Genomic DNA, 20,301 nt, shown 5'->3' on the forward strand with positions numbered 1-20,301 from the left:
GAACAATGCGGTATGCACCGCACGCCGGAAAGGGGCGCACGGTCCGCTGGCGCAGAACGTTCGTGTCACACGTGCACATGAATGACATCGGCCCCAACCGATGGCGACCTCAGAGCGAGATGGCGCGCACGCTAGCAGGAACTGCAAGCGCTTACATGATGCGCTGCAGCATTGGGCCAAACGCTGGTGGCACAAGGGCTTACCAGCATCGTCTGGACAAGTTTGTCCGGAGGGGACAACGCCGGTCAACATCGGACACTGGACGGCAATATGCCCGGAACTACGAAAAACTAACGTTTTCAGAACCGTACCCGGGCGCACGGTGGTGGCGCGCCTTGCCGCCAACGCATTCAGACAGCAAGATGCGCCGATCGATCAGGGGAACAGCGTGCGCATGTCGCCATCCACCGTCCGCGCCGGCCGGTTCCAGTCCATCGCGTGGGTGCTGCTGGCAGCGCTCTGCCTGGGCAGCTGCCAGCGCGCCGACAACACCGCTGCCTTGCCAGGCGCCAGCGCCGAGCCGGCCGCGGCGATGCAGTCGATGACCCTGCCACTGCGGCGCAACGACCTGGTCGCCTATGCGCGGATCCGGGTCACCCCCGCGCAGTACACCCAGCTGGAGGCGGCCTGGCGCAGCGGTGCCAGCCGCTGGCCGCTGACCGAGCTGCCGCTGCCCAACGAGGTCGGCAGCCTGCTCGGCAGCTTGTCCGCGCCCGGCGCCGAGCGCCAGCTGCAGCAGGCCTTCGATGCGCAGCTGGCCGGCCAGTCGCAGGGCATCCGCCAGGCCGCGCAGTCGCTGGGCCAGTTCGGCGTGCAATACCTGCGCAGCCGCAGCGATTATCAGTCCGAGCAACGCGCTCACTACGTGCAACTGGTCGATGCCTTGAGCGACTGGGCCGCCACTGCGCCGCTGGCCGATCGCGCGCGCGCCAGGGCCAGCATCACCGACCTGGTAACCGCCGCCCGCGCCACCGGCATCGGCTCGGACGCCGATCTGCAGCGTTTGGGGATGGAAGAGAGCCTGCGCCGGCTGGGGCCGTTCTGGGCCGCGGCCAAGCAGGTGCTGGAGCGTTACGGCCTGTCGCTGGACAGCAGCCTGGATGCGTTGCGCACCGGCCTGATCAGGCAGGACGGCGACCGCGCCCAGGTGCGGCTGCGCTATCCGCTGGCCGCGCACGACATCGACCTCAGCATCGGCCTGATCAAGCGCGAGGGCCACTGGTACCAGCAGCAGACCCAGGACGAGGTGCAGGCGCTGCTCGGCGCCGCGCCGGTGGCGCCCGTACCCGACGCCGCTGCAACGCCTGACACCCCGGCGGCCGCGCCCGCCACGCCCGCCGCCACCGGGCAAGGCCCCGCTAGGCGATAATGACCGTGATGCCAGACCAGAATCCCCTGCCGTTCCCGGACGGCCAGCCCGCCCCGCCCACCGCTGCCGCCGATCTCGGTGACACGGCCGCCGCATTGCCGACCGCCGTTCCGGTTCCGCCGGACGCTGCGCCGTCGATCGCGCCCGCCGTCGCCGCCGCCCGCAGCGCCAAACGCCCGTGGTGGGCGCGCCTGCTCGGCCGCCTGGCCGACCCCTGGCTGAGCCTGACCATCGAACCGGATCAGCCGAGCCGCTACGACGACGGCACGCCGGTGGTCTACGTGCTGGAAGACTACGGCCTGTCCAGCGCCCTGATCCTGGACAAGGCCTGCCGCGAGGCCGGGCTGCCCTCGCCACTGGTGCCGCTGCCGGGCGACCCGCTGCAGCGCAAACGCGCCTACCTGGCGCTGTCGCGGCGCAGCAGCAGCAATTCGCTGATCCCCGAGCAGCGCGGCGGCAAGACCCATTCGGATTCGCTGGCCAAGCTGCTGCAGGCGCATCGCGTGCGCGCCGACCTGGACGTGCACCTGGTGCCGGTGTCGATCTTCGTGGGCCGCGCACCCGATAAGCAGAGCGGCTGGTTCGCGGTGCTGTTCTCGGAAAACTGGGCGCTGGTCGGCCGCTTCCGGCGCCTGCTGGCGGTGCTGCTCAATGGCCGCACCACCATCGTGCGTTTCGCGCCGCCGATCTCGCTGCGCCAGACCATGGCCGAAGGCCTGCCGCCCGAGCGCACCCTGCGCAAGCTGCAGCGGGTGTTGCGCACCCACTTCCGGCGCATCCGCGAGGCGGTGATCGGGCCGGACCTGTCCACCCGCCGCCTGCTGGTGGACCAGGTGCTGGCGGCCGACTCGGTACGCGAGGCCATCGCCACCCAGGCCAAGCGCGACAACTCCAAGCCGGTCGATGCCTGGCGCAAGGCGCATGCCTACGCCTGGGAAATCGCCGCCGACTATTCCAGCCCGGTGGTGCGCTCGGCCAGCTTCCTGCTCACCCATGTGTGGAACCGCATCTACGCCGGCGTGCTGGTGCATCACCTGGACAAGCTCAAGCAGGCCGCGCCTGGGCACGAAGTGGTCTACGTGCCCAGCCACCGCAGCCACATGGATTACCTGCTGCTGAGCTACCTGCTGTACGAACGCGGCATCGTGCCGCCGCACATCGTGGCCGGCATCAACCTCAATCTGCCGGTGGTCGGTACGCTGCTACGCAAGGGTGGCGCGTTCTTCATCCGCCGCTCGATCAAGGGCAATGCGCTGTATTCGGCGGTGCTGAGCGAATACGTCGCCCAGCTGGTGGCCGGCGGTTACTCGATCGAATACTTCGTCGAAGGCGGGCGCTCGCGCACCGGGCGTCTGCTGCAGCCCAAGGGCGGCATGATCGCGATGACGCTGCGTGCCTACCTGCGTCAGCCGCGCAAGCCGGTGCTGTTCCAGCCGGTCTACATCGGCTACGAGAAGCTGATGGAAGGCAACAGCTACTTGGACGAGCTCACCGGCCGGCCGAAGGAGAAGGAATCCATCTGGGGCCTGCTGTGGTCCATCCCCAAGGTGCTCAAGCAGAACTACGGCCAGGTGGTGGTGAACTTCGGCGAGCCGATCGCGCTCAACGACGTGCTGGCCAGGCACGCGCCCGACTGGGACGGCCAACCGCTGCCCGACGACGAAAAACCCACCTGGCTGGCGCCGGCGGTGGACACGCTGTCCACCCAGATCCAGACCCGCATCAACTGCGCCGCCGACGTCAACCCGATCAACCTGCTGGCGCTGGCGCTGCTGTCCACGCCCAAGCACGCAATGGGCGAGGCCGACCTGATCGCGCAGATCGAGCTGTGCAAGAAGCTGCTGGCGGAGATGCCGTATTCGAACCGCGTCACCGTCACCCCGCACACCCCGGCGCGCATCATCACCCACGCCGAAGAGATCAACGTGCTGACGCGTGTGTCGCATCCGCTGGGCGATGTGCTGAGCGTCAGCGGCGACACCGCTGTGTTGCTGAGCTACTTCCGCAACAACGTGCTGCACCTGTTCACGGCGTCGTCGTGGGTGGCGTGCTGCTTCCAGAACAACCGCCGCATGAGCCGTGCAGGCCTGCTGCGCCTGGGGCGTACCGTGTACCCGTTCCTGCAGGCGGAGTTGTTCCTGCCGTGGAGCGAGGACCGCTTTGCCGAACGCATCGAGCAGACCATCGAGATGTTCGTGCGCGAAGGTCTGCTGCTCAACGTCGCCGACGACGATGGCGGCGTGCTGACCCGCAACACCGGGCAGACCGACGAGGTGTTCCGCCTGCGTGCGATCGGCCATTCGCTGCAGCAGGCCTTCGAGCGCTATTACATCGCCATTTCGGTGCTGGTGAAGAACGGCCCCGGCGTGCTCGGTGCCGGCGAACTGGAAAGCCTGTGCCAACAGGCCGCGCAACGCCTGAGCCTGTTGTACGCCCCGGCCGCCCCGGAGTTCTTCGACAAGACCCTGTTCCGCAGCTTCATCCAGAAACTGCGCGAGCTGCGCCTGGTGTGGCCGGACGAGAACAGCAAGCTGCTGTTCGACGAGCGCCTGGATGCCTGGGCCAAGGACGCCAAGTTCATCCTCGGCCGCGAATTGCGCCACACCATCGAGCGGGTCAGCCCCGAAGCGGTAAAGCCGGAGGCGGTGCTGCCGCCGGCCGAGTGAGGCGGCGCTGCAAACGCCAGCATCTCTCTGTTGCGTGTAAGGGTGGGCACTAGCAGTACAGCGCAGATGCGCACGACGCTCACCTTCTCTCTCTCCGGGAGAAGGCGCCCGACGGGGCGGACGAGGGCCGGTCAGCACGCATGTGGTGCTGCCGCCGGCTGCGTAAGGTGGCGGTGCGCTGCCAGGGCAGCCGCAGGGCAGACTGGCACTCGCCGATGTCGCTTCTCCCTTCTCCCCCTGGGAGAAGGTGCCCGAAGGGCGGATGAGGGCCGTTCAGCACGCAAATCATCCAGCGCCGCAGCAATGCAAAGCACGACCGGCGCGCTCCACGCGTCCCAACAACTTCACACAACAGTTCCGTCCGTTTCATCCTCCGCTTGCAGCCCCGCCGATAGCATCGCGCCACCTTTCATCACGATCGGGTGCGTTGGACCACAGGCGTGCCCGGCAGGAGATCTCCATGCGCGCAGCCATCCACACCCAATTTGGCGACCCCGCCAAGGTGCTAGAACCCGGCCAGCGGCCCACCCCGCAACCCGGCAAGGGCCAGGTGCGCATCGCCATGCGCCGCTCGCCGATCCACAACCACGACCTGTGGACGGTGCGCGGCAATTACGGCTACAAGCCCGAGCTGCCCGCCATCGGCGGCAGCGAAGCGGCCGGCGTGATCGACGCACTCGGCGAAGGTGTCGACGGCCTGCAGATCGGCCAGCGCGTGGTCGCCGCTGGCGTGCACGACAGCTGGGCGGAGTTCTTGCTCGCCGACGCGTCGGGCGTGGTGCCGCTACCCGACGCACTGGATGACGACCGTGGTTGCCAATTGATCGCCATGCCGCTGAGCGCGTTGATGCTGATCGAGTTCCTGCAGGTCAAAAAAGGCGACTGGATCGTGCAGAACACCGCCAATGGCGCGGTCGGCAAGACCGTGGCCATGCTCGCCGCTGCGCGCGGCATCAACGTGATCAACCTGGTGCGCCGAGATGCCGGCGTGGACGAGTTGAAAGCGCTGGGCATTGGCAATGCAATCTCCACCGCGCAGGAAGGCTGGCAGGACAAGGCCCGCGCGCTGGCCGTCGACGCACCCATCGTGCGTGCGATCGACTCGGTCGCCGGCAGCGCGGCCGGCGAGCTGATGGGGCTGCTGGCCGAAGGCGGCGAGCTGGTCTCGTTCGGCTCCATGACCGGCGAGCCGCTGCAGATTTCCAGCGGCGATGTGATCTTCAAGCAGGCCAGCGTGCGCGGCTTCTGGGGCAGCAAGGTCATGGCCGCCACCAAGCCCGAGGACAAGCGCCGCATGATCGGCGAACTGCTAAAAGCCGCCGTCGATGGCAGCCTAGCCCTGCCGGTGGAAGCGGTGTTCGACCTGGAAGATGCCGCCAAGGCCGCCGCAGCCAGCGCCGAGCCGGGCCGCCGCGGCAAGATCCTGCTGCGCGCAGGCTGAGCGCTGCACGCAGGAGTCTGATTGTCTCGCCTTGGCGCTTCCTTATCCCGCTTGCGGGGGGGGGGGTGCCCGAAGGGCGCATGCGGGAAACGCAGCGACAGTTGGTCAACGTCTGCGGACTCGCAGTCAGGCGGTTACGTGCGCGCAACGCCACGCCAAGGCCACGCTTGCTCAACCAGCCATGACACGCCGCGTCCCCCATCGCGAATCACATGCCGCGCATTCGCAGCCCCGCCAGCCAATCTGCTTACAGGCACCGTAGGAGCGCGCCTGAGCGCGACGGGCCTTCCAGGGAAACGCCTCATCGCGCCCAGGTGCGCTCCTACGCAGGGGAATTGGCCCCAAGAGCGGGCAGACGCCGCGATCAGCGCGCCGGTGTCGACAAGCGAACTCAAATGAAGGCATGGCCTCACGCCGGCTCGTCAGGCACCAGCTCCATCTCCAGCCGCGTGATGCAGTCCTTCAGATGCAGCTTGCGCTTCTTCAAGCGCTTCATCTGCAGCTCGTCCTCCAGGTTCGCGGGCACGCGCTGGATCTCCTCGTCCAACGCGCGGTGGGCGCGTCGCAACTCGGCGATCTGCTCGGCGATCTCGGCGGGTGAGAGGGTGTCCACGGCTCCGAGCATACACAACCGCGGCCCGGTCGCGTCACCTGCTTGCCAAGTCGCTCGGGGCTGCGACAATGCCGGCGCGCCGCCGGGGAAACGGCGGCGCGCCTGATCCCCTCGTTGCCGCGCGGCCACGGCCGTCGAGAAAGGAGTCTTACGATGCGTCTGCGTTCTTCCCTGCTGGCCCTGAGCCTGCTCACTGCCGCCAACCTGGCCAGCGCCGCCGACGTCGCCAAGTACGATGGCTTTCTGTGCTGCAACCTGCGCACCGACGGCAGCTGGATCAGCGACAGCAACTACGCCGAAGACGGCAAGCGCCTGCTCCCCGTCGGCACCCCGGTCAGCGTCACCGGCTTCGGCCGCAACCGCGTCAACCTCAAGATCGCCGGCGAAAAGCAGTCCATCGGCAACGATTACAGCCGCGACCTGGACAACACCGCCTTCGCCGCCCGCTATGTCGTCACCGCCGACACCAAGCTCAAGCTGGCCACCTTTCCGCCCAAGATCCGCCAGGCCATCAATGACGGCAAGCTCACCGGCGGCATGACCCGCGAACAGGTGCTGATGGCGGTCGGCTACCCGATCAGCAGCGAAAACCCGAATCTGGACGCCTCGCTGTGGCGCTACTGGCGCGACAGCTTCTCCGAGTACCAGGTGCAGTTCGGCCCCAGCGGCAAGCTGGTCAAGGTGACCGCCGATCCGCAGTTGATGAATTTGATTTGGGTGCCGTAACAATCACTGGCAGAGGCGATAGGTGCCTCCGCTTCTTGGCTTTTGCTGAGACGGTCAAAATATCAAATTAATCCGCTCTTTTTTAGCTTCATCGTTGGGTGGCCACAAAACCCAGGTCCCATGAATCGATTTGGTCCTGCGGTATGTAATGAAATGCGTGATTGCAAATATTTTATGATCCGTGCCGGAAACGCTTTCCTCATGGCAGGTCCGCTCAAACAGCGAGGTTTTCTTGAATAGTAATAAAATGATTTTTTCAGCTATTATTTTTTGCTGTGTGTCTGGTTGCGCAACTGGATCGGTGAGGATGATAGGCGCAGCTAACAACTATAAGAGCGGCAGCTGCGAAGTGACGGTCTATCAAACAAAGAGTCAGGCCATAGAGAGTGGACTGAAAAGAGAAGTGTGCGTTGTCGAAGGAAGTAGTGCATTTAGCTTCAACCACAGCATCGAAGGCGCCATCAAGAACAACATCAAGAAAGTCTGCCAGTGTGGGGTCAATCGCGCCTACGTTGAATCAGGCCACACCGAATCTCAGATGGGCGTCAAGGGGGTGTCTTATATAAATTTGGTTGGTTTCGAATAATCGAAGGAGAGGCTGCAGTTGCGGGCTGGGCACCTTGGGGTGCAAGCCCCCGATCTTGCCGCCGCTACTGCGTCAAGTTAGGTCCTAGAAAATCATCGGGCGTCAGCGTCTGGTTCAACACGTTTTCCAACTGCTCAGCCAACAGATCAAAGCAGAATGCAAGTGCATTCAGGCTCACATGCGGCTCATTGAAATGACTCTCGATGGTTGCACTTGGCTGCGCCAGCGTCGCCAGGAAACGCAAATGATCGCGCGTCTGCAGCAACCGAAGCTGTGCGCCTTCCGGCAGCAGGTAATACCCGAACAGAGACTGCTCCATGCTCACTCCTCCGGAACAGGCTCCCGCCGCACGATGCGGCGGGATGCCGGGAGGTTAGCAACCGCAGACAGTCGGCGGGCTTATTTCCCTTGCGGGTGTTGTATTCGCCGCCCTCCCGGCGTGGAGACGCCGAGCATGTGCCCGAACATCAGGCACAAAAAACCACCGCTTGACGGGGGTGGCACCGCTGTCTACGGAGTTGCTACGCTCCGTGAAGGAGTGTGCTACCGATGCATGGAGGAGTCAAGATGCAGGCCTGGAATCCTTGTGCTCTTTGGATTATCAATGCATTGTCGCAAAGATATAAGTATTAATATCCAGACATTTCAGCTCAGCGGGATACTTGAGTGAATCGAATGCGCCAGCTCCTGATGCAAAAAATGATGTGATCGTCAAAAATATAGTGAGCTCGAAGGGCGCTCTGACACCATCTGATTTCAGACCGCAGTTAATGACAGGCTTCACAAACCAGGCGCTAGAATTCTTCCTCTGCCAACCGGCCGCCAAAGACCGAAGCCCCCATGCAACGACACCCAGACTTCTACCCTAACGACGACAACGGCGACACCCTCTGGCACATTGCCCAGCAAGGGGTGGATCTATCCAAGCCACGCGAGATTGCGTTCTCCGTGGTCTTCCCCACGAAGGAGTCGGCCTTGGAGTTCTCGGTGATGCTGCTGCGCTTCGAGCAAAAGGTGCGTTGCTGCCACTATCCGGAAAACACGGCGTTTCCGATGGATGTGACGGTGTATCCGACCATGATTCCGTCGTACAAGGCGATTTCGGCGTTCGAGGAAGAACTCGCAACCGAAGCCAAGCCCTTGGGTGGCTTGAATGACGGCTGGGAATTTTCCGTGGATGACAAGGACGCCTGACGCAGCCCGTGTGCGAGCTTGGCGATGGAGTCATTGCATCGCTAAGCTCGTTGCCGTTTTTCCGAGTCACGGCATCACCGCATCAGCGCTGCGACTGCGGTACGCGGCGCAGCTGCGAGACGTCGTAGCCCATGGCGGCGATACGTTGAACGGCCTGCTGATAGTCGGCCTCGGAGACCTGTGGCGTGCGCGCCATATACCAGACGTAATCGCGCTTGCTGCGTGCCACGATGGTCTGCGCGTAATTTGCATCCCGCCAGGCGATCACGTACTCGGCCTTGAACGGCCAGAAGAATTGCATGCTCCACAGCGCGCCATTGCCCTCCTTCGCCACCTGGCCGATCGGATGCATGGACTTGAGCGGTGCCTCGAAACTTCCCTTGCGGAATGTAAACGTGGTCTGGATGCGGCCATCCGGTCGCAGCGCATAGCGCTCCACGGCATCGTAGGCCTTGCGCTCGGGCCGGGTAGGAATGTGCGCGATGACGTACCAGTCGCCCATGAAGCGTGGCACGTCAACGGTGTCTGCGCGCGGCAGGGCAGCGCGTGAGTCGCTTGCGCTAGCACTCCCGTAGACCGCAAGCGTCAGTAACAACAGCATCGAACGATGTCGCATGGCAACCTCCATCAAAAGAGCAAGTACATAGGCCTACGTAACTGCAACGCGCTTGGATGCGGCCCCATGCGATGCAGTTCCGGCTCAGGCGCAAGCTGGCCCTCGGTGCCAGTAACATGACGGTACCGTGCGAGAAGTCGTGGCAGCGTTTGGTCGTCGTCTGTCCAGCTCTAGCGAACTGAGGCCGATCTTGTGCCTGCCTATGTACCGGTGTGATAGGGTCCCGCCCCTCTATGAACATGGGTGATTGTCCATGCAGCAGTCGGTGACGCTGGCAAACTATCTGCAAACGCACTTCGTGGACAAGCCAACGTTCGCGTCGCTTGCCGGCATTACGGTTGATCGGCTCGATGCGCTTCTGGAAGCGGATGCCATACCAAAACCGACGTATACGTGCGACGGACATTCCATCCGTTCGGCGGCGTTTGGAGTCACACACATCGACGAGCGCCTTGTGGGCGACTACTTCCGTCCCGAATGCAGGAAATGGGTGGACATCGCCGACCGAGTCGCAAAGGGGGACGCGCGTGATGCCGTGCTTGCGGCATTGGGTCGGGAATTGGAGACAGGGTTGCGCGCGCACATCGAGAACACGGATGCCATTGAAAAAAAGATCCAGGGGTTCATCCCCTATTTTCTTGATGGGACCTTTGGCCTGTGCGTGGCAGACCCGTCCCTCGGCATGGAGATCGCCAGGAAGGAAATGCTCCAGGAACGGCTGACATCGCTGACCGAGGCCGGCACTAATCCCGCGCCGGAGGAGATTGGCAGCGACGCACTCTTGCAGCTCATCGATGCCTACGCAGACTCGGCAATGCCGTTCTCCCCGGTCGAGTACGCGCGTAGCAGCAGAAAGCGCCTTGTGGACGATCTGCGTCCCTTGGTGGCCATGCGCGGGGCGTGAGGCGTGCGCGATGGAGACAAGGCCTGAATGGCTGGCTGCACAAAGCATGCAATGCAGTATCGACGCGCCACAGGACGCCCCACGGAGGATCGCCAGTCAGCGGCAACGAGCGGGACATGGCTCACTTGCCTTGGCGCCAGCCAATGACTAGCGTCTGCAACTGACCGCACAGCGGCGACCATTCACCAGGGCGACACCGCGTCTTCCCCATATGGATAAATCGTCGCGATCCTTCCGTCGGCATCGTGCTGCAACGGTGCCATCTTGATGCTGCGCAGATGCGTCTGCCCGCCCGACAAGACAGCGTCGTGATAGAACAGATACCACTGGCCGTCGAACAGGCAGATGGAGTGATGCGTGGTCCAGCCGATCACCGGTGCGAGCAGCACGCCCTGGTAGGCGAATGGCCCGTACGGGGAGTCGCTGGTGGCGTAGCAGATCAGGTGGGTGTCGCCGGTGGAATACGACAGGTAGTAGCGGCCTGCGTGGTGGTGGACCCAGGGGCCTTCGAAGAAGCGGCGGGCATGGTCGCCGGCACGTAATGGTGTGCCGTGTTCGTCGAGGATGATGATCTCGCGGGTGGGTTCGGCCAGTTGCGTCATGTCCTCGCGCAGGCGGGCGATGCGCGGGCCGAGTGCGGGCGCGTCGTCGCCCGGCTCATGATGGGCCGGCGCATAGACGTTGTCGCGGTAGTGCTGCAGCTGGCCGCCCCAGATGCCGCCGAAGTACAGGTAATGCGCGCCGTCATCATCTGCAAACACCGCCGGGTCGATCGAATAGGTGCCGGCGATGGGCTCGGCTGCGGCGACGAACGGGCCTTGCGGGCCATCGCCGACCGCCACGCCGATCTGGAAGATGCCGTCGGCACGCTTTGCAGGGAAATACAGGTAAGTCTTGCCGTCGCGCTGCGCGGCATCCGGTGCCCACATCTGGCGCTGCGCCCAGGGCACGTCGCGCACGTGCAGGACCTGCCCGAGGTCTTCCACCGGCGCGCCCGGATGCGCCATGCGGAAGACGTGGTAGTCGGCCATGTCGAAGTGCGAGCCGTCGTCGCTGAAGGCAACGCCGGCATCGATGTCGTGCGAGGGGTAGATGTACAACGCGCCATCGAACACGTGTGCGGAAGGGTCGGCGGTATAGAGGTGGGTGACCAGCGGTGCGGAAATGGCGGTGCGCGCCAGCGCCTGCAGTGCAGCGGTGTGCAGTTCATCGGACATGCGCGTACCTGTGCATGAGGTGGGAGGGAGAGGGCGTCAGCTGGTGGCGAGCGCGGCGCTGCGTCGGCGCAGGCCCAGCTCGTGTTCGATGCGGGTTTCCAGAGGCTTGTCGATCTCGTACAGCGCCAGCAACGCGGTGCCGAGCAGGAACGGGATGGACGCATACACGCTGATGGCCAGGCGAATGCCGTTTGTCACCGCATCGCTTTGCAGCGGCAGGGTGGCGTCGTAGCCATAGAACGCCAGGATGCCGGCGACCAGCGCGCCGCCGACGCTCAGGCCGATCTTCAGGCCGCACAACATCGCCGAGAAGATGATCGCGGTAGCGCGGCGGTGGTTCTTCCATTCCGAGTAGTCGGCCACGTCGGCGATCATCGCCCACAGCAGCGGGATGGTGATGCCGTAGAAGAAGCCGTGCAGCACGTAGGAGGCGAACACCCAGGCGATCGCAGTCGGCGGATACACGTAGAACGCCAGCAGGAACAGCGTGGAGATCAGCAGCGCGCCGCCGAACACATTGCGCTTGCCGTAGCGGTCGGCCAGCCGCTTGGAAAAGCCGATGCCCACGATCATCGCCAGGATGCCGCCGGCGCTGAACACGCTGAAGGCCGAGGTCGGTGCGTCCTGCGGCCATTGCAGCGCGCTCATGCCGGTGCCGGTGAGCACGCCATTGATTCCAGCGATGAAGCGGTTGAAGCCGGCGTTGTCGAGGAACTGCGCCAGCGCGCCGACGTCGAGGTAGTACTTGAAGTAGTAGATGTACATCCCCCCCTTCATGGCAAGGTTGATGAACACCAGGATGGTCAGCGCCAGCATCACCAGCCAGGGTCTGTTGCGGACCAGATCGCTGAGGTCCTGGCGCACGCTGGTGCGCTGTTCGCTGATCGGCAGCACGCGCTCGCGCGTGGTGAAGAAGGTGATCAGAAAGCACAGCGTCCCCACCGCGGCGAACAGCGCCATGGTGTTGCGAAAGCCCTGCGCCTTGTCGCCATTGCCCAGGATCAGCACCAGCGGCAGCAGCAGCACCTGGATGATGAACTGCGCGAAGGTCACCGCCAGGAAGCGATACGCCGACAGGCTGTTGCGCTGCTCCATGCTGCCGGTGAGCACGCCGCTCAATGCCGAGTACGGCAGGTTGTTGGCCACGTACACCAGCATCAGCAGCGTATAGGTAGCGAAGGCGTAGGCGATCTTGCCCTGCTCGCCGAGTGCGGGCGTGTTGAACGCGGCCAGCGACAACGCACCGAACGGCACTGCGGTCCACAGGATCCACGGGCGGAACTTGCCCCAGCGCGTGCGGGTGCGATCGGCCAGGACGCCGATGATGGGCGTGAACACGAACGCGCCGAGCATGCCCACCACGAAGATCAGGGTGGCGGCCACACCCGCCGGGATGCGGAACACATCGGTGTAGAAGAACGCCAGGAAGGTGACCAGTGTCTGGAAGATCAGATTGGCCGCCAGGTCGCCCAGGCTGTAGCCGATCTTTTCGCGCAGGGAGAGCTGTTGTGACTGATCGTTCATGAGGCGGGGCGGGCTCGAGGAGTGCTGCGGGAAACGCCGCGGCGCGCGCCATGCCGTCGACCGCGATCGGTCCGGATCGCGGCAGCAGGCATGGCGCCTGAAGTGTCCGGTAAAACCGCGTGCGCCGTCGCCAGGGAGGCGGCAGCGGCATGCGGCGCGCGGGCCATGCAACAAGACCACGCGCTCCCCACGGATCGGCCGCACCCGTCTGGCCTCTGTGCTGTCGTGTCGATGACCACGCTCAGAAGGTACCGCGGATGCCGAGCATGACCGTGCGCCCGGGCTCGTACAGATCGTAGGTAGCGTTGGGCCAGGCGTAGGTGGTGCGCAGCGGCTCGTCGGTGAGGTTGGTGACGTTGAGGGTGAGCTGCGGTTTGGACGGCAGCCAGTCCAGTGCATAGCTGGCCGACAGATCCAGCTGGCCACGCGCATCGGCGTTGAGGCGCGCATACGGAATGCCGTTCTGGTTGGCGCCGGAGATCACCATGTCGTCGTTCCAGGTGTAGGACAGGCGCACCGAGGCGGCGTCCTTTTCCCAGTACACGGTGCCGTTCCACAGGTTGGGCGCGACACCGACCGCCACTGCCGGAATGCCTTCGCCTTCGGAGGATTGGGTGACGTGGGTGTAGTTGACGCTGAAGCCCAGGCCGTCGACCAGCTTGTCCAGCGGCTGCACCCAGATCGCCTCGGTGCCGCGGATGTTGAGTACCCCGTCGGCATTGACCTGGGTCTGCACATCCACGGTGGCCGTATTCGGGCCGCCGCGCTGGTCCAGGCCGGCCTGCTGGATCGGCAGCAGGCTCTCGTACGGCACGCCCAGGTCGTTGAAGGGAATGCGCCGCACGCCGTTGACGGTGAAACCGCTGATGCGCTTGTTGAACAGCGTCAGGCCCACATAACCTTCGCCGCCGGTGTACCACTCGCCGCCGAAATCCACGTTGGTGGACAGATACGGCGCCAGGTTCGGATTGCCCTGGGTTGCGGTCTGCGCGGAGGGGTCGCTGAAGTTGGTGTTGGGCAGCATCGCGCTGGGATCGGGGCGGGTGAGCGTGCGCGAGCTGGACAGGCGCAGCACCACGTTGTCGGCCACGTCCCAGGCGGCGTTGAACGAGGGCAGGGTTTCCTTGTAGTCCGAATCCAGCACCTGGATGCGGCGGATGCCGTTGATGGTGACCGGGCCGGTGATGGTCTGGTCGGTGGTCACGTAGCGCACGCCGGCGTTGAAGCGCAGCGTACGGTTCCACACTTCGGTTTCGGCGTTGGTTTCGATGTAGAAACCCCAGTTCTTTTCGCGGATGCCGCCGGCCGAGGCGCCGGTGTTGGCGGCGTTGGTTTCCGGTGCGGAATCGCGCAGCGCGTAATAGTTGGTGTCGCCCAGGAAGCGGTCGAAGTCGGCGGTGATGAAGCCGTCCGGGCCGGGGCGCAGATAGCCGGCCAGGGCCGCATTCGGAATCGCCGAGCCGGGGCCGCCGTTGCAGATGGTGCCGCCGCCGCCGCGGCAGACCACCTGCTCCCAGGCAATGCTGTTGTCGAAGCCGCGAATGGTGCGCTCGGCCTGGTCGTAGGCGGCGCCGATCTTGATGTTGCGCTTGTCTTCGCCGAACTGCAGATCGGCACGTCCACCACGTGTCGCGGTCACGCGTTTTTCGTTCTGGATATTGACCCGGCCACCGCTCCAGCCCCAGCCCAGATTGGGGTCGTTGAGATCGAGCGGGCTGCTGATCGAGGGGCGGTCGCCGCCTTCGTTGCGGTAATCGACGGTGGTGAACGGCGAGGTCACCAGAATGCTGGGCGACTCGCGTTCCAGCCAGCTGCGCGTGGCATTGGCCTGCACGTTGAGCTTGATGTCCTGATCGGCACCGAACAACAGTTCTGCACCCGGATTGACGCTCCAGAACTTGACCTCCTCGCGATACGGGCGCGCTTCCAGGAAGTACTGCGCATTGGCAAACGTGGCACTGGTGACCACGTTGTTCTGGTCCAGCTGCATGCCGAGCGGGATCATGTTGCCGTTGCGGCCGATCAGATTCATGCTGATCCGCTCGGTGGTCCGCTCGGCTTCCGAATACAGCGTGTCCAGGTAGAAATGCAGGCTGTCGGACGGGCGCCATTCCAGCGACATCACCGAGGCATCGCGGTCGCGATCGCCATTCATGTAGACGCTGCGGCCCAGCCGTGGAATCAGCGCGTCGCTGATCTGGTCGATGCTCAGGCCCGGGTTGCGCGCCAGCAGCCAGGCCGCATCGATGGTCTCGCCGGTGGTCAGGCCGTTGCCGGCGGTGGCCGGCACGCGGTCGGGAATGCGCCAGTTGCCGCCGCCATTGACGTTGCACGCGGCCGGCTGATTGGTGGCCGGGGTGCCGGCAGGCGGGGTGAGACCGCATTGGGTGTAGGTGAGGCCGGGATTGGTCCAGCCCACGCTTTCGAAGCCGCGCACGCCCAGCTTGCCGCGCACCGAGGCCACGCCCAGCAATGCGCCGAAGATGCCTTGCTCGTTGGTCCAGCTGCCCATGAAGGCGCCGCGCGGGGTGGTCTTTTCGCTGGTGCTGTTCCAGTCCGCCTGGGCCTGATAGGTGAAGTGCACGCCGGGGCGATCGAACGGGCGCGCGCTGCGCATGTCCACCACGCCGGAGACGCCGCCTTCGAGCATGCTGGCGGTCGGCGTCTTGCTGACGGTGAGCTGGGTGAAGAACTCGGTGGGAAACAGGTTCAGATCGACTTCGCGGTTCTGGTTCTGCGCGTTCAGGCCGATCGAGGCGGTGGCGATGCTGGCGCCGTTGAGTGTGGTCTTGGTGAAGCTGGTGCCCAGGCCGCGGATGGCGATGTTGAGGCCCTCGCCATTGACGTCGCGCGAGAGCTGCACGCCGGGGATGCGGTTGAGCGACTCGGCGATGTTCATGTCCGGGAACTTGCCGATGTCCTCGGCAAACACGGTGTCGGCAAAGCCCACCGAGTCGCGCTTGGCGTCGGTGGAAAACTGGATGCTGCGTCGGTAGCCGGACACAGTGACGGTGTCGAGCTGGGTCACCGCATCGCTGCTGGCAGCGGCGGCCGCGGGCGGTTGTGCGGGGGCGGCAGCGCTGTCGGCAGCGCTGGACTGTGCCCAGGCGGCAGTGCTGGCCATGCCCAGCAGGATGGGGCCCAACGCGCAGGACAACGCGGTTCGTGCGTAGCTGTTCTTCACCGTAATCCCTTCCCTAACAGGTGAGCAGATGTCCCACGCATCGCCCCTGCGCAGGGAGTGCCGCTGCCGATCAGCGGCGCGGCGATGGTGCGATGGGGGAGACGGGCGATCAGCGGTGGCCGATGTTAGCGCTACCAAATTCAGAACATCACGCTGCAGGGCAACATAGGCGACGGAAGGCATCGCGGCGGGTGCGACAGTGGCACTGATCGAAACCGTGTCGGCCGCGGACGGCGCACCGGCGTGCTGCACTGCGCGATGGTTTTTGCCCGGCAGCGTGATAATGGTAGCGCTATCACCCGTGGCGCGAGGCCACCTTCGTGCAGGTGCAGTGCTCGATGAATCGAACCGAAGAACGCGGCAACCAGCCGTCGGGCTGTACTCGACACGCGGCAGCGCGCTGCAGTGGTCGTTGCGCGATTGCCCATCGCACACTGCGTCCAGCAGCGCTGTGGCGCTCGCGCACATGAGCGAGTTACCGCAAGCGGCTGCCGCTGCCGGCACGCTGGCGCGCCTGGGCCGTATGCGTTGGCGCGTCTGCGCACTGCTGCTTGCCGCCACCACCATCAACTATGTCGACCGCCAGGTGCTGGGCGTGCTGGCGCCGTTTCTGCAGACGCAGATCGGCTGGAACGAGATCCAGTACGGCTACATCGTCACCGCGTTTCAGGCCGCCTACGCGCTGGGCCTGTTGTGCAGCGGTGCGGTGATCGACCGCTTCGGCACGCGCGTCGGTTACGCGCTGGCGATCGGCATCTGGAGCCTGGCGGCAATGGGGCACGCGCTGGCCACCAGCATGGTGGGCTTTGCGATCGCGCGCTTCTTTCTGGGGCTGGGCGAGTCCGGCAACTTCCCCGCTGCGCTGAAGACGGTGGCCGAGTGGTTTCCGCGTCGCGAGCGCGCACTGGCCACCGGCATCTTCAATTCCGGCTCCAATATCGGTGCAATCGTCGCACCGTTGCTGGTGCCGCTGATCGCCACCGCCTGGGGCTGGCAGGCGGCATTCCTGTTCACCGGCGTGCTCAGCGCCACCTGGCTGCTGGTGTGGTGGCTCAGCTATCACCCGCCCGAGCAGCAACCGGGCCTGTCGGCGGCAGAGCTGGCGCATATCCGCAGCGATGCGCACGCGTCGGTGCAGCGGCGGCTGTCGTGGTTGCAGGTGCTGCGGCACCGGCAGGCCTGGGCGTTCGTGCTGGGCAAGTTCATCACCGACCCGATCTGGTGGTTCTTCCTGTTCTGGCTGCCCAAGTTCCTGCATGCCGAATACGGCTTGAGTCTGTTGCAACTGGGCGCGCCGTTGATCGTGATCTTTGTGCTGGCCGATATCGGCAGCATTGCCGGCGGCTGGGTCGCCGGGCGCTTCATCGCGCGCGGCTGGAGCGTCAACCGCGCACGCAAGAGCGCAATGCTGATCTGCGCACTCTCGGTGGTGCCGATCGTGTTCGCCGCACGCGCCGATAACCTGTGGCTGGCGGTTGGCCTGATCGGCCTGGCCACCGCTGCGCACCAGGGGTGGTCGGCCAATCTGTTCACGCTGCCGTCGGACATGTTTCCACGCCACGCGGTCGCCACCGTGGTCGGCATCGGCGGCTTTGCCGGCGCGGTCGGTGGGATGCTGATCGCCACCTTCATCGGGTTCCTGCTGCAGGCGACCGGCAGTTATGTGCCGGTGTTCCTGATGGCAGGCTCGGCGTATCTGCTGGCGCTGGCGGTGGTGCACATGCTGGTGCCACGCTTGGCGCCGGCGCAGCTGCCGGCAGATGCCGCACCGACAGCCAACGCATCTTCCTGAGGGGATCATCATGCAACTACGCACACTGGCAGTGGGGTTGTTGTTGGCGGCGAACGCCGCAACGCTTGCGCAGGCCGCACCGCTGGCTTCCGGCGCGCCCAAGTTCCTGGGCAGCGCCTACAGTCCGCAACAGTCCCCGGGATTTGCGCAGTACTGGAACAAGCTCACGCCGGAGAACAGCGGCAAGTGGGGCAGCGTGGAAGCGGTGCGCGACCAGATGGACTGGAGCGGGCTGGATGCCGCCCACCGGCTGGCCAAGGCCAACGGCATGCCGTTCCAGATGCACGTGATGGTATGGGGCAATCAGCAGCCGGAGTGGATCAAGTCGCTGCGGCCGGCCGAGCAGCGCCGCGAGATCGAGCAGTGGTTTGCCGCGGTGGCGCAGCGCTACCCGGATATCGACCTGCTGGAAGTGGTCAACGAGCCGCTCAACGACCCGCCCAGCAAGGACGACACCGGTGGCGGCAACTACCTGCAGGCCTTGGGCGGCGACGGCGCCAGCGGCTGGGAGTGGGTGCTGCAGTCGTTCCGGCTGGCGCGCCAGCACTTTCCACGTGCGCGGCTGATGATCAACGACTACAGCATCACCAACAGCCCCCAGGCCACGCAGAAATACCTGCAGATCGTGCAGCTGCTGCAGCGCGAGCAACTGGTCGATGCGATCGGCGTGCAGGAGCATGCCTTCGAAACCACCCCGAATGTGGCGATGTCGGTGCACCGCGACAATCTCGATGCACTGGCCGCGACCGGCTTGCCGATCTACATCACCGAGTTCGACCTGGACGGGCCCACCGATGCGCAGCAGCTGGCCGCCTACCAACGTGTGTTCCCGGTGTTCTGGGAGCACCCCGGCGTGCGCGGCATCACGCTGTGGGGCTTTCGCCCCGGCCTGTGGCGCGACAAGGAAGCGGCGTACCTGATCCGTGCCGATGGCACCGAGCGGCCCGCGCTGACCTGGCTGCGTAGCTACGTAGCCGCGCACCGCACTGCAACGCCGTGAGCGCTGCATCACGCATCTTCCGCCTGTTTGTTGACTGACTTATGCCCACGCCCACACCACTGACTCTGCACGCCGATCGCCTGTTCCCTGCCGACCCCGGCACGCGTGCGGTCGCGCGCCGCCTGTACGCGCAGATCGCCGCACTGCCGATCATCAGCCCGCACGGCCATACCGACCCGGCGTGGTTCGCTACCGACGCGCCGTTCGCCAATGCCACCGCGTTGTTGCTGGTGCCGGATCACTACGTGTTCCGCATGCTCTACAGCCAGGGCATCGCACTGGATGCCTTGGGAATTGCGCGTGCGGATGGATCGCGCGCGGCGGTGGACCCGCGTGCGGCATGGCGCGTGTTCGCCGCGCACTACCACCTGCTGCGGGGCACGCCCTCTGCGTTGTGGTTGAATCATGTCTTCCATGAGGTGTTCGATCTGCGCATCCGGCTGGATGCCGGCACTGCCGATCAGTACTACGACCACATCACCGCTGCGCTGCAGACGCCGGCATTCCGCCCGCGTGCCCTGTTCGCGCGCTTCAACATCGAGGTGATTGCCACCACCGAGTCGCCGCTGGACACGCTGCAGCACCACGCGGCCATTGCCGACAGCGGCTGGAAGGGGCGCGTGCTCACCGCATACCGCCCGGACCCGGTGGTCGACCCGGAGCACGAGCAGTTTGCCGGCGCGCTGCAGCAGTTCGGCGCGCTCACCGGCGAGGATGTGCTGAGCTGGCCAGGCTATCTGCGTGCGCACCGGCAGCGCCGCACGTTCTTTGCCGCGCATGGCGCCACCTCGACCGACCACGGCCACCCCAGCGCGGCCACCGCCGATCTGTCGCCGGCCGAGGCGCAACGCCTGTTCGATACCGTGGTGCGCGGTGCCGCCACGCCGGCACAGGCCGAGCTGTTCCGCGCGCAGGTGCTGACCGAGATGGCGGCGATGAGCCTGGACGATGGCCTGGTGATGCAGCTGCACCCGGGCTGCTTTCGCAACCACAACCGGCAGCTATTCCAGACCTTCGGACGCGACAAGGGCGCCGATATTCCGATGCGCACCGACTACGTGCACGCGCTCAAGCCCTTGCTGGACCGGTTCGGCAACGACCCGCGTCTGCGCCTGATCGTGTTCACCCTGGACGAAACCAGCTACAGCCGCGAGCTGGCGCCACTGGCCGGGCATTACCCGTCGCTGCTGCTGGGGCCGGCATGGTGGTTCCATGACGCGCCGGAGGGCATGTGGCGCTTCCGCGAGCAGACCCTGGCCAGCGCCGGTTTCTACAACACCGTGGGTTTCAACGACGATACCCGCGCCTTCCTGTCGATTCCGGCACGACACGATGTGGCGCGGCGCGTGGACAGCGCGTTTCTCGCCAAGCTGGTCGCCGAGCATCGGCTGGATGAGGACGAGGCGGTCGAGGTTGCGATCGATCTGGCGTATCGCTTGCCCAAGCAAGCCTACAAGCTGTGAGGCTGA

Annotated in this window: 16 protein-coding genes; 10 read left to right on the top strand and 6 right to left on the bottom strand. The window is 65.1% G+C overall.

Going from position 1 to position 20,301, the window contains the following annotated elements; translation table 11 throughout:
• The first annotated feature begins 394 nt into the window (after positions 1-394).
• The 3 genes from FHT09_RS19570 (at position 395) to FHT09_RS19580 (ending at position 5,476) form a co-directional block, all read left to right on the top strand.
• Complete coding sequence (locus FHT09_RS19570) at positions 395-1,369, top strand: hypothetical protein (protein WP_184417094.1); 975 nt, start codon at positions 395-397, stop codon at positions 1,367-1,369.
• Positions 1,369-4,035 (top strand): glycerol-3-phosphate 1-O-acyltransferase PlsB, encoded by a 2,667-nt coding sequence (gene plsB / locus FHT09_RS19575; protein ID WP_104607187.1) that lies wholly within the window; start codon positions 1,369-1,371, stop codon positions 4,033-4,035. The genes FHT09_RS19570 and plsB overlap by 1 nt, the downstream gene beginning before the upstream one ends.
• Positions 4,036-4,495: 460 nt before the next feature.
• Positions 4,496-5,476 carry a zinc-binding dehydrogenase gene (locus tag FHT09_RS19580; RefSeq protein WP_104607207.1) on the top strand — a complete coding sequence of 327 codons (981 nt, stop codon included), beginning with the start codon at positions 4,496-4,498 and terminating at the stop codon, positions 5,474-5,476.
• 409 nt (positions 5,477-5,885) lie between these two features.
• On the opposite strand, the gene FHT09_RS19585 is transcribed toward FHT09_RS19580, so the two are convergent.
• Entirely contained in the window at positions 5,886-6,089 is a 204-nt protein-coding gene (locus tag FHT09_RS19585; protein WP_166763564.1) for a YdcH family protein, read from the bottom strand.
• Positions 6,090-6,242: 153 nt separating this feature from the next.
• Here FHT09_RS19585 and FHT09_RS19590 point away from each other — a divergent pair, with 153 nt between their 5' ends.
• Positions 6,243-6,815: a hypothetical protein gene (locus FHT09_RS19590; protein ID WP_104607189.1), complete on the top strand. Its 573-nt coding sequence runs from the start codon at positions 6,243-6,245 to the stop codon at positions 6,813-6,815.
• 232 nt (positions 6,816-7,047) lie between these two features.
• Positions 7,048-7,401: a hypothetical protein gene (locus FHT09_RS19595; RefSeq protein ID WP_146096577.1), complete on the top strand. Its 354-nt coding sequence runs from the start codon at positions 7,048-7,050 to the stop codon at positions 7,399-7,401.
• A gap of 64 nt (positions 7,402-7,465) precedes the next feature.
• Here the strand turns inward: FHT09_RS19595 and FHT09_RS19600 are convergent, their stop codons facing one another.
• Complete coding sequence (locus FHT09_RS19600) at positions 7,466-7,720, bottom strand: hypothetical protein (RefSeq protein ID WP_104607190.1); 255 nt, start codon at positions 7,718-7,720, stop codon at positions 7,466-7,468.
• 521 nt (positions 7,721-8,241) lie between these two features.
• Between FHT09_RS19600 and FHT09_RS19605 the strand changes: the two genes are divergently transcribed.
• Positions 8,242-8,595 (top strand): ribonuclease E inhibitor RraB, encoded by a 354-nt coding sequence (locus tag FHT09_RS19605; protein ID WP_104607191.1) that lies wholly within the window; start codon positions 8,242-8,244, stop codon positions 8,593-8,595.
• An 82-nt stretch (positions 8,596-8,677) separates the two neighbouring features.
• On the opposite strand, the gene FHT09_RS19610 is transcribed toward FHT09_RS19605, so the two are convergent.
• On the bottom strand, positions 8,678-9,211 hold the full coding sequence (locus tag FHT09_RS19610) for a lipocalin family protein (RefSeq protein ID WP_104607208.1): 534 nt from the start codon (positions 9,209-9,211) through the stop codon (positions 8,678-8,680).
• 253 nt (positions 9,212-9,464) lie between these two features.
• On the opposite strand from FHT09_RS19610, the gene FHT09_RS19615 reads away from it, so the two are divergent.
• On the top strand, positions 9,465-10,115 hold the full coding sequence (locus FHT09_RS19615; protein WP_104607192.1) for a DUF6058 family natural product biosynthesis protein: 651 nt from the start codon (positions 9,465-9,467) through the stop codon (positions 10,113-10,115).
• 182 nt (positions 10,116-10,297) lie between these two features.
• Here FHT09_RS19615 and FHT09_RS20380 read toward each other — a convergent pair whose 3' ends face one another.
• The 3 genes from FHT09_RS20380 to FHT09_RS19625 all read right to left on the bottom strand — a co-directional run bounded on the left by FHT09_RS20380 (position 10,298) and on the right by FHT09_RS19625 (position 16,040).
• On the bottom strand, positions 10,298-11,332 hold the full coding sequence (locus FHT09_RS20380) for a glycoside hydrolase family 43 protein (RefSeq protein WP_258077276.1): 1,035 nt from the start codon (positions 11,330-11,332) through the stop codon (positions 10,298-10,300).
• 36 nt (positions 11,333-11,368) lie between these two features.
• On the bottom strand, positions 11,369-12,856 hold the full coding sequence (locus FHT09_RS20385) for an MFS transporter (RefSeq protein ID WP_258077277.1): 1,488 nt from the start codon (positions 12,854-12,856) through the stop codon (positions 11,369-11,371).
• Between the two features lie 241 nt (positions 12,857-13,097).
• Positions 13,098-16,040 (bottom strand): TonB-dependent receptor, encoded by a 2,943-nt coding sequence (locus FHT09_RS19625; protein ID WP_181141437.1) that lies wholly within the window; start codon positions 16,038-16,040, stop codon positions 13,098-13,100.
• 466 nt (positions 16,041-16,506) lie between these two features.
• Between FHT09_RS19625 and FHT09_RS19630 the strand changes: the two genes are divergently transcribed.
• From FHT09_RS19630 to uxaC, 3 genes are read left to right on the top strand one after another with little or no spacing between them, the layout of a single operon-like run.
• Positions 16,507-17,832: an MFS transporter gene (locus FHT09_RS19630; RefSeq protein ID WP_181141438.1), complete on the top strand. Its 1,326-nt coding sequence runs from the start codon at positions 16,507-16,509 to the stop codon at positions 17,830-17,832.
• A 10-nt stretch (positions 17,833-17,842) separates the two neighbouring features.
• On the top strand, positions 17,843-18,832 hold the full coding sequence (locus tag FHT09_RS19635) for an endo-1,4-beta-xylanase (protein ID WP_104607193.1): 990 nt from the start codon (positions 17,843-17,845) through the stop codon (positions 18,830-18,832).
• 41 nt (positions 18,833-18,873) lie between these two features.
• The gene (uxaC, locus tag FHT09_RS19640; RefSeq protein WP_104607194.1) at positions 18,874-20,295 is read left to right on the top strand and encodes a glucuronate isomerase; all 1,422 of its coding nucleotides are present in this window, start codon (positions 18,874-18,876) and stop codon (positions 20,293-20,295) included.
• The last annotated feature ends 6 nt before the right edge of the window (positions 20,296-20,301 follow it).

The organism is Xanthomonas sp. CFBP 8152 (assembly GCF_014199025.1).
Classification (GTDB): Bacteria; Pseudomonadota; Gammaproteobacteria; order Xanthomonadales; family Xanthomonadaceae; genus Xanthomonas; species Xanthomonas arboricola_B.

Bases quoted from the DNA above. Each gene is read 5' to 3' on its own strand.
- FHT09_RS19570 (WP_184417094.1), top strand. From the start codon at position 395: ATGTCGCCATCCACCGTCCGCGCCGGCCGGTTCCAGTCCATCGCGTGG.
- plsB (WP_104607187.1), top strand. From the start codon at position 1,369: ATGACCGTGATGCCAGACCAGAATCCCCTGCCGTTCCCGGACGGCCAG.
- FHT09_RS19580 (WP_104607207.1), top strand. From the start codon at position 4,496: ATGCGCGCAGCCATCCACACCCAATTTGGCGACCCCGCCAAGGTGCTA.
- FHT09_RS19590 (WP_104607189.1), top strand. From the start codon at position 6,243: ATGCGTCTGCGTTCTTCCCTGCTGGCCCTGAGCCTGCTCACTGCCGCC.
- FHT09_RS19600 (WP_104607190.1), bottom strand. From the start codon at position 7,720: ATGGAGCAGTCTCTGTTCGGGTATTACCTGCTGCCGGAAGGCGCACAG.
- FHT09_RS19605 (WP_104607191.1), top strand. From the start codon at position 8,242: ATGCAACGACACCCAGACTTCTACCCTAACGACGACAACGGCGACACC.
- FHT09_RS19610 (WP_104607208.1), bottom strand. From the start codon at position 9,211: ATGCGACATCGTTCGATGCTGTTGTTACTGACGCTTGCGGTCTACGGG.
- FHT09_RS19615 (WP_104607192.1), top strand. From the start codon at position 9,465: ATGCAGCAGTCGGTGACGCTGGCAAACTATCTGCAAACGCACTTCGTG.
- FHT09_RS20380 (WP_258077276.1), bottom strand. From the start codon at position 11,332: ATGTCCGATGAACTGCACACCGCTGCACTGCAGGCGCTGGCGCGCACC.
- FHT09_RS20385 (WP_258077277.1), bottom strand. From the start codon at position 12,856: ATGAACGATCAGTCACAACAGCTCTCCCTGCGCGAAAAGATCGGCTAC.
- FHT09_RS19630 (WP_181141438.1), top strand. From the start codon at position 16,507: ATGAGCGAGTTACCGCAAGCGGCTGCCGCTGCCGGCACGCTGGCGCGC.
- FHT09_RS19635 (WP_104607193.1), top strand. From the start codon at position 17,843: ATGCAACTACGCACACTGGCAGTGGGGTTGTTGTTGGCGGCGAACGCC.
- uxaC (WP_104607194.1), top strand. From the start codon at position 18,874: ATGCCCACGCCCACACCACTGACTCTGCACGCCGATCGCCTGTTCCCT.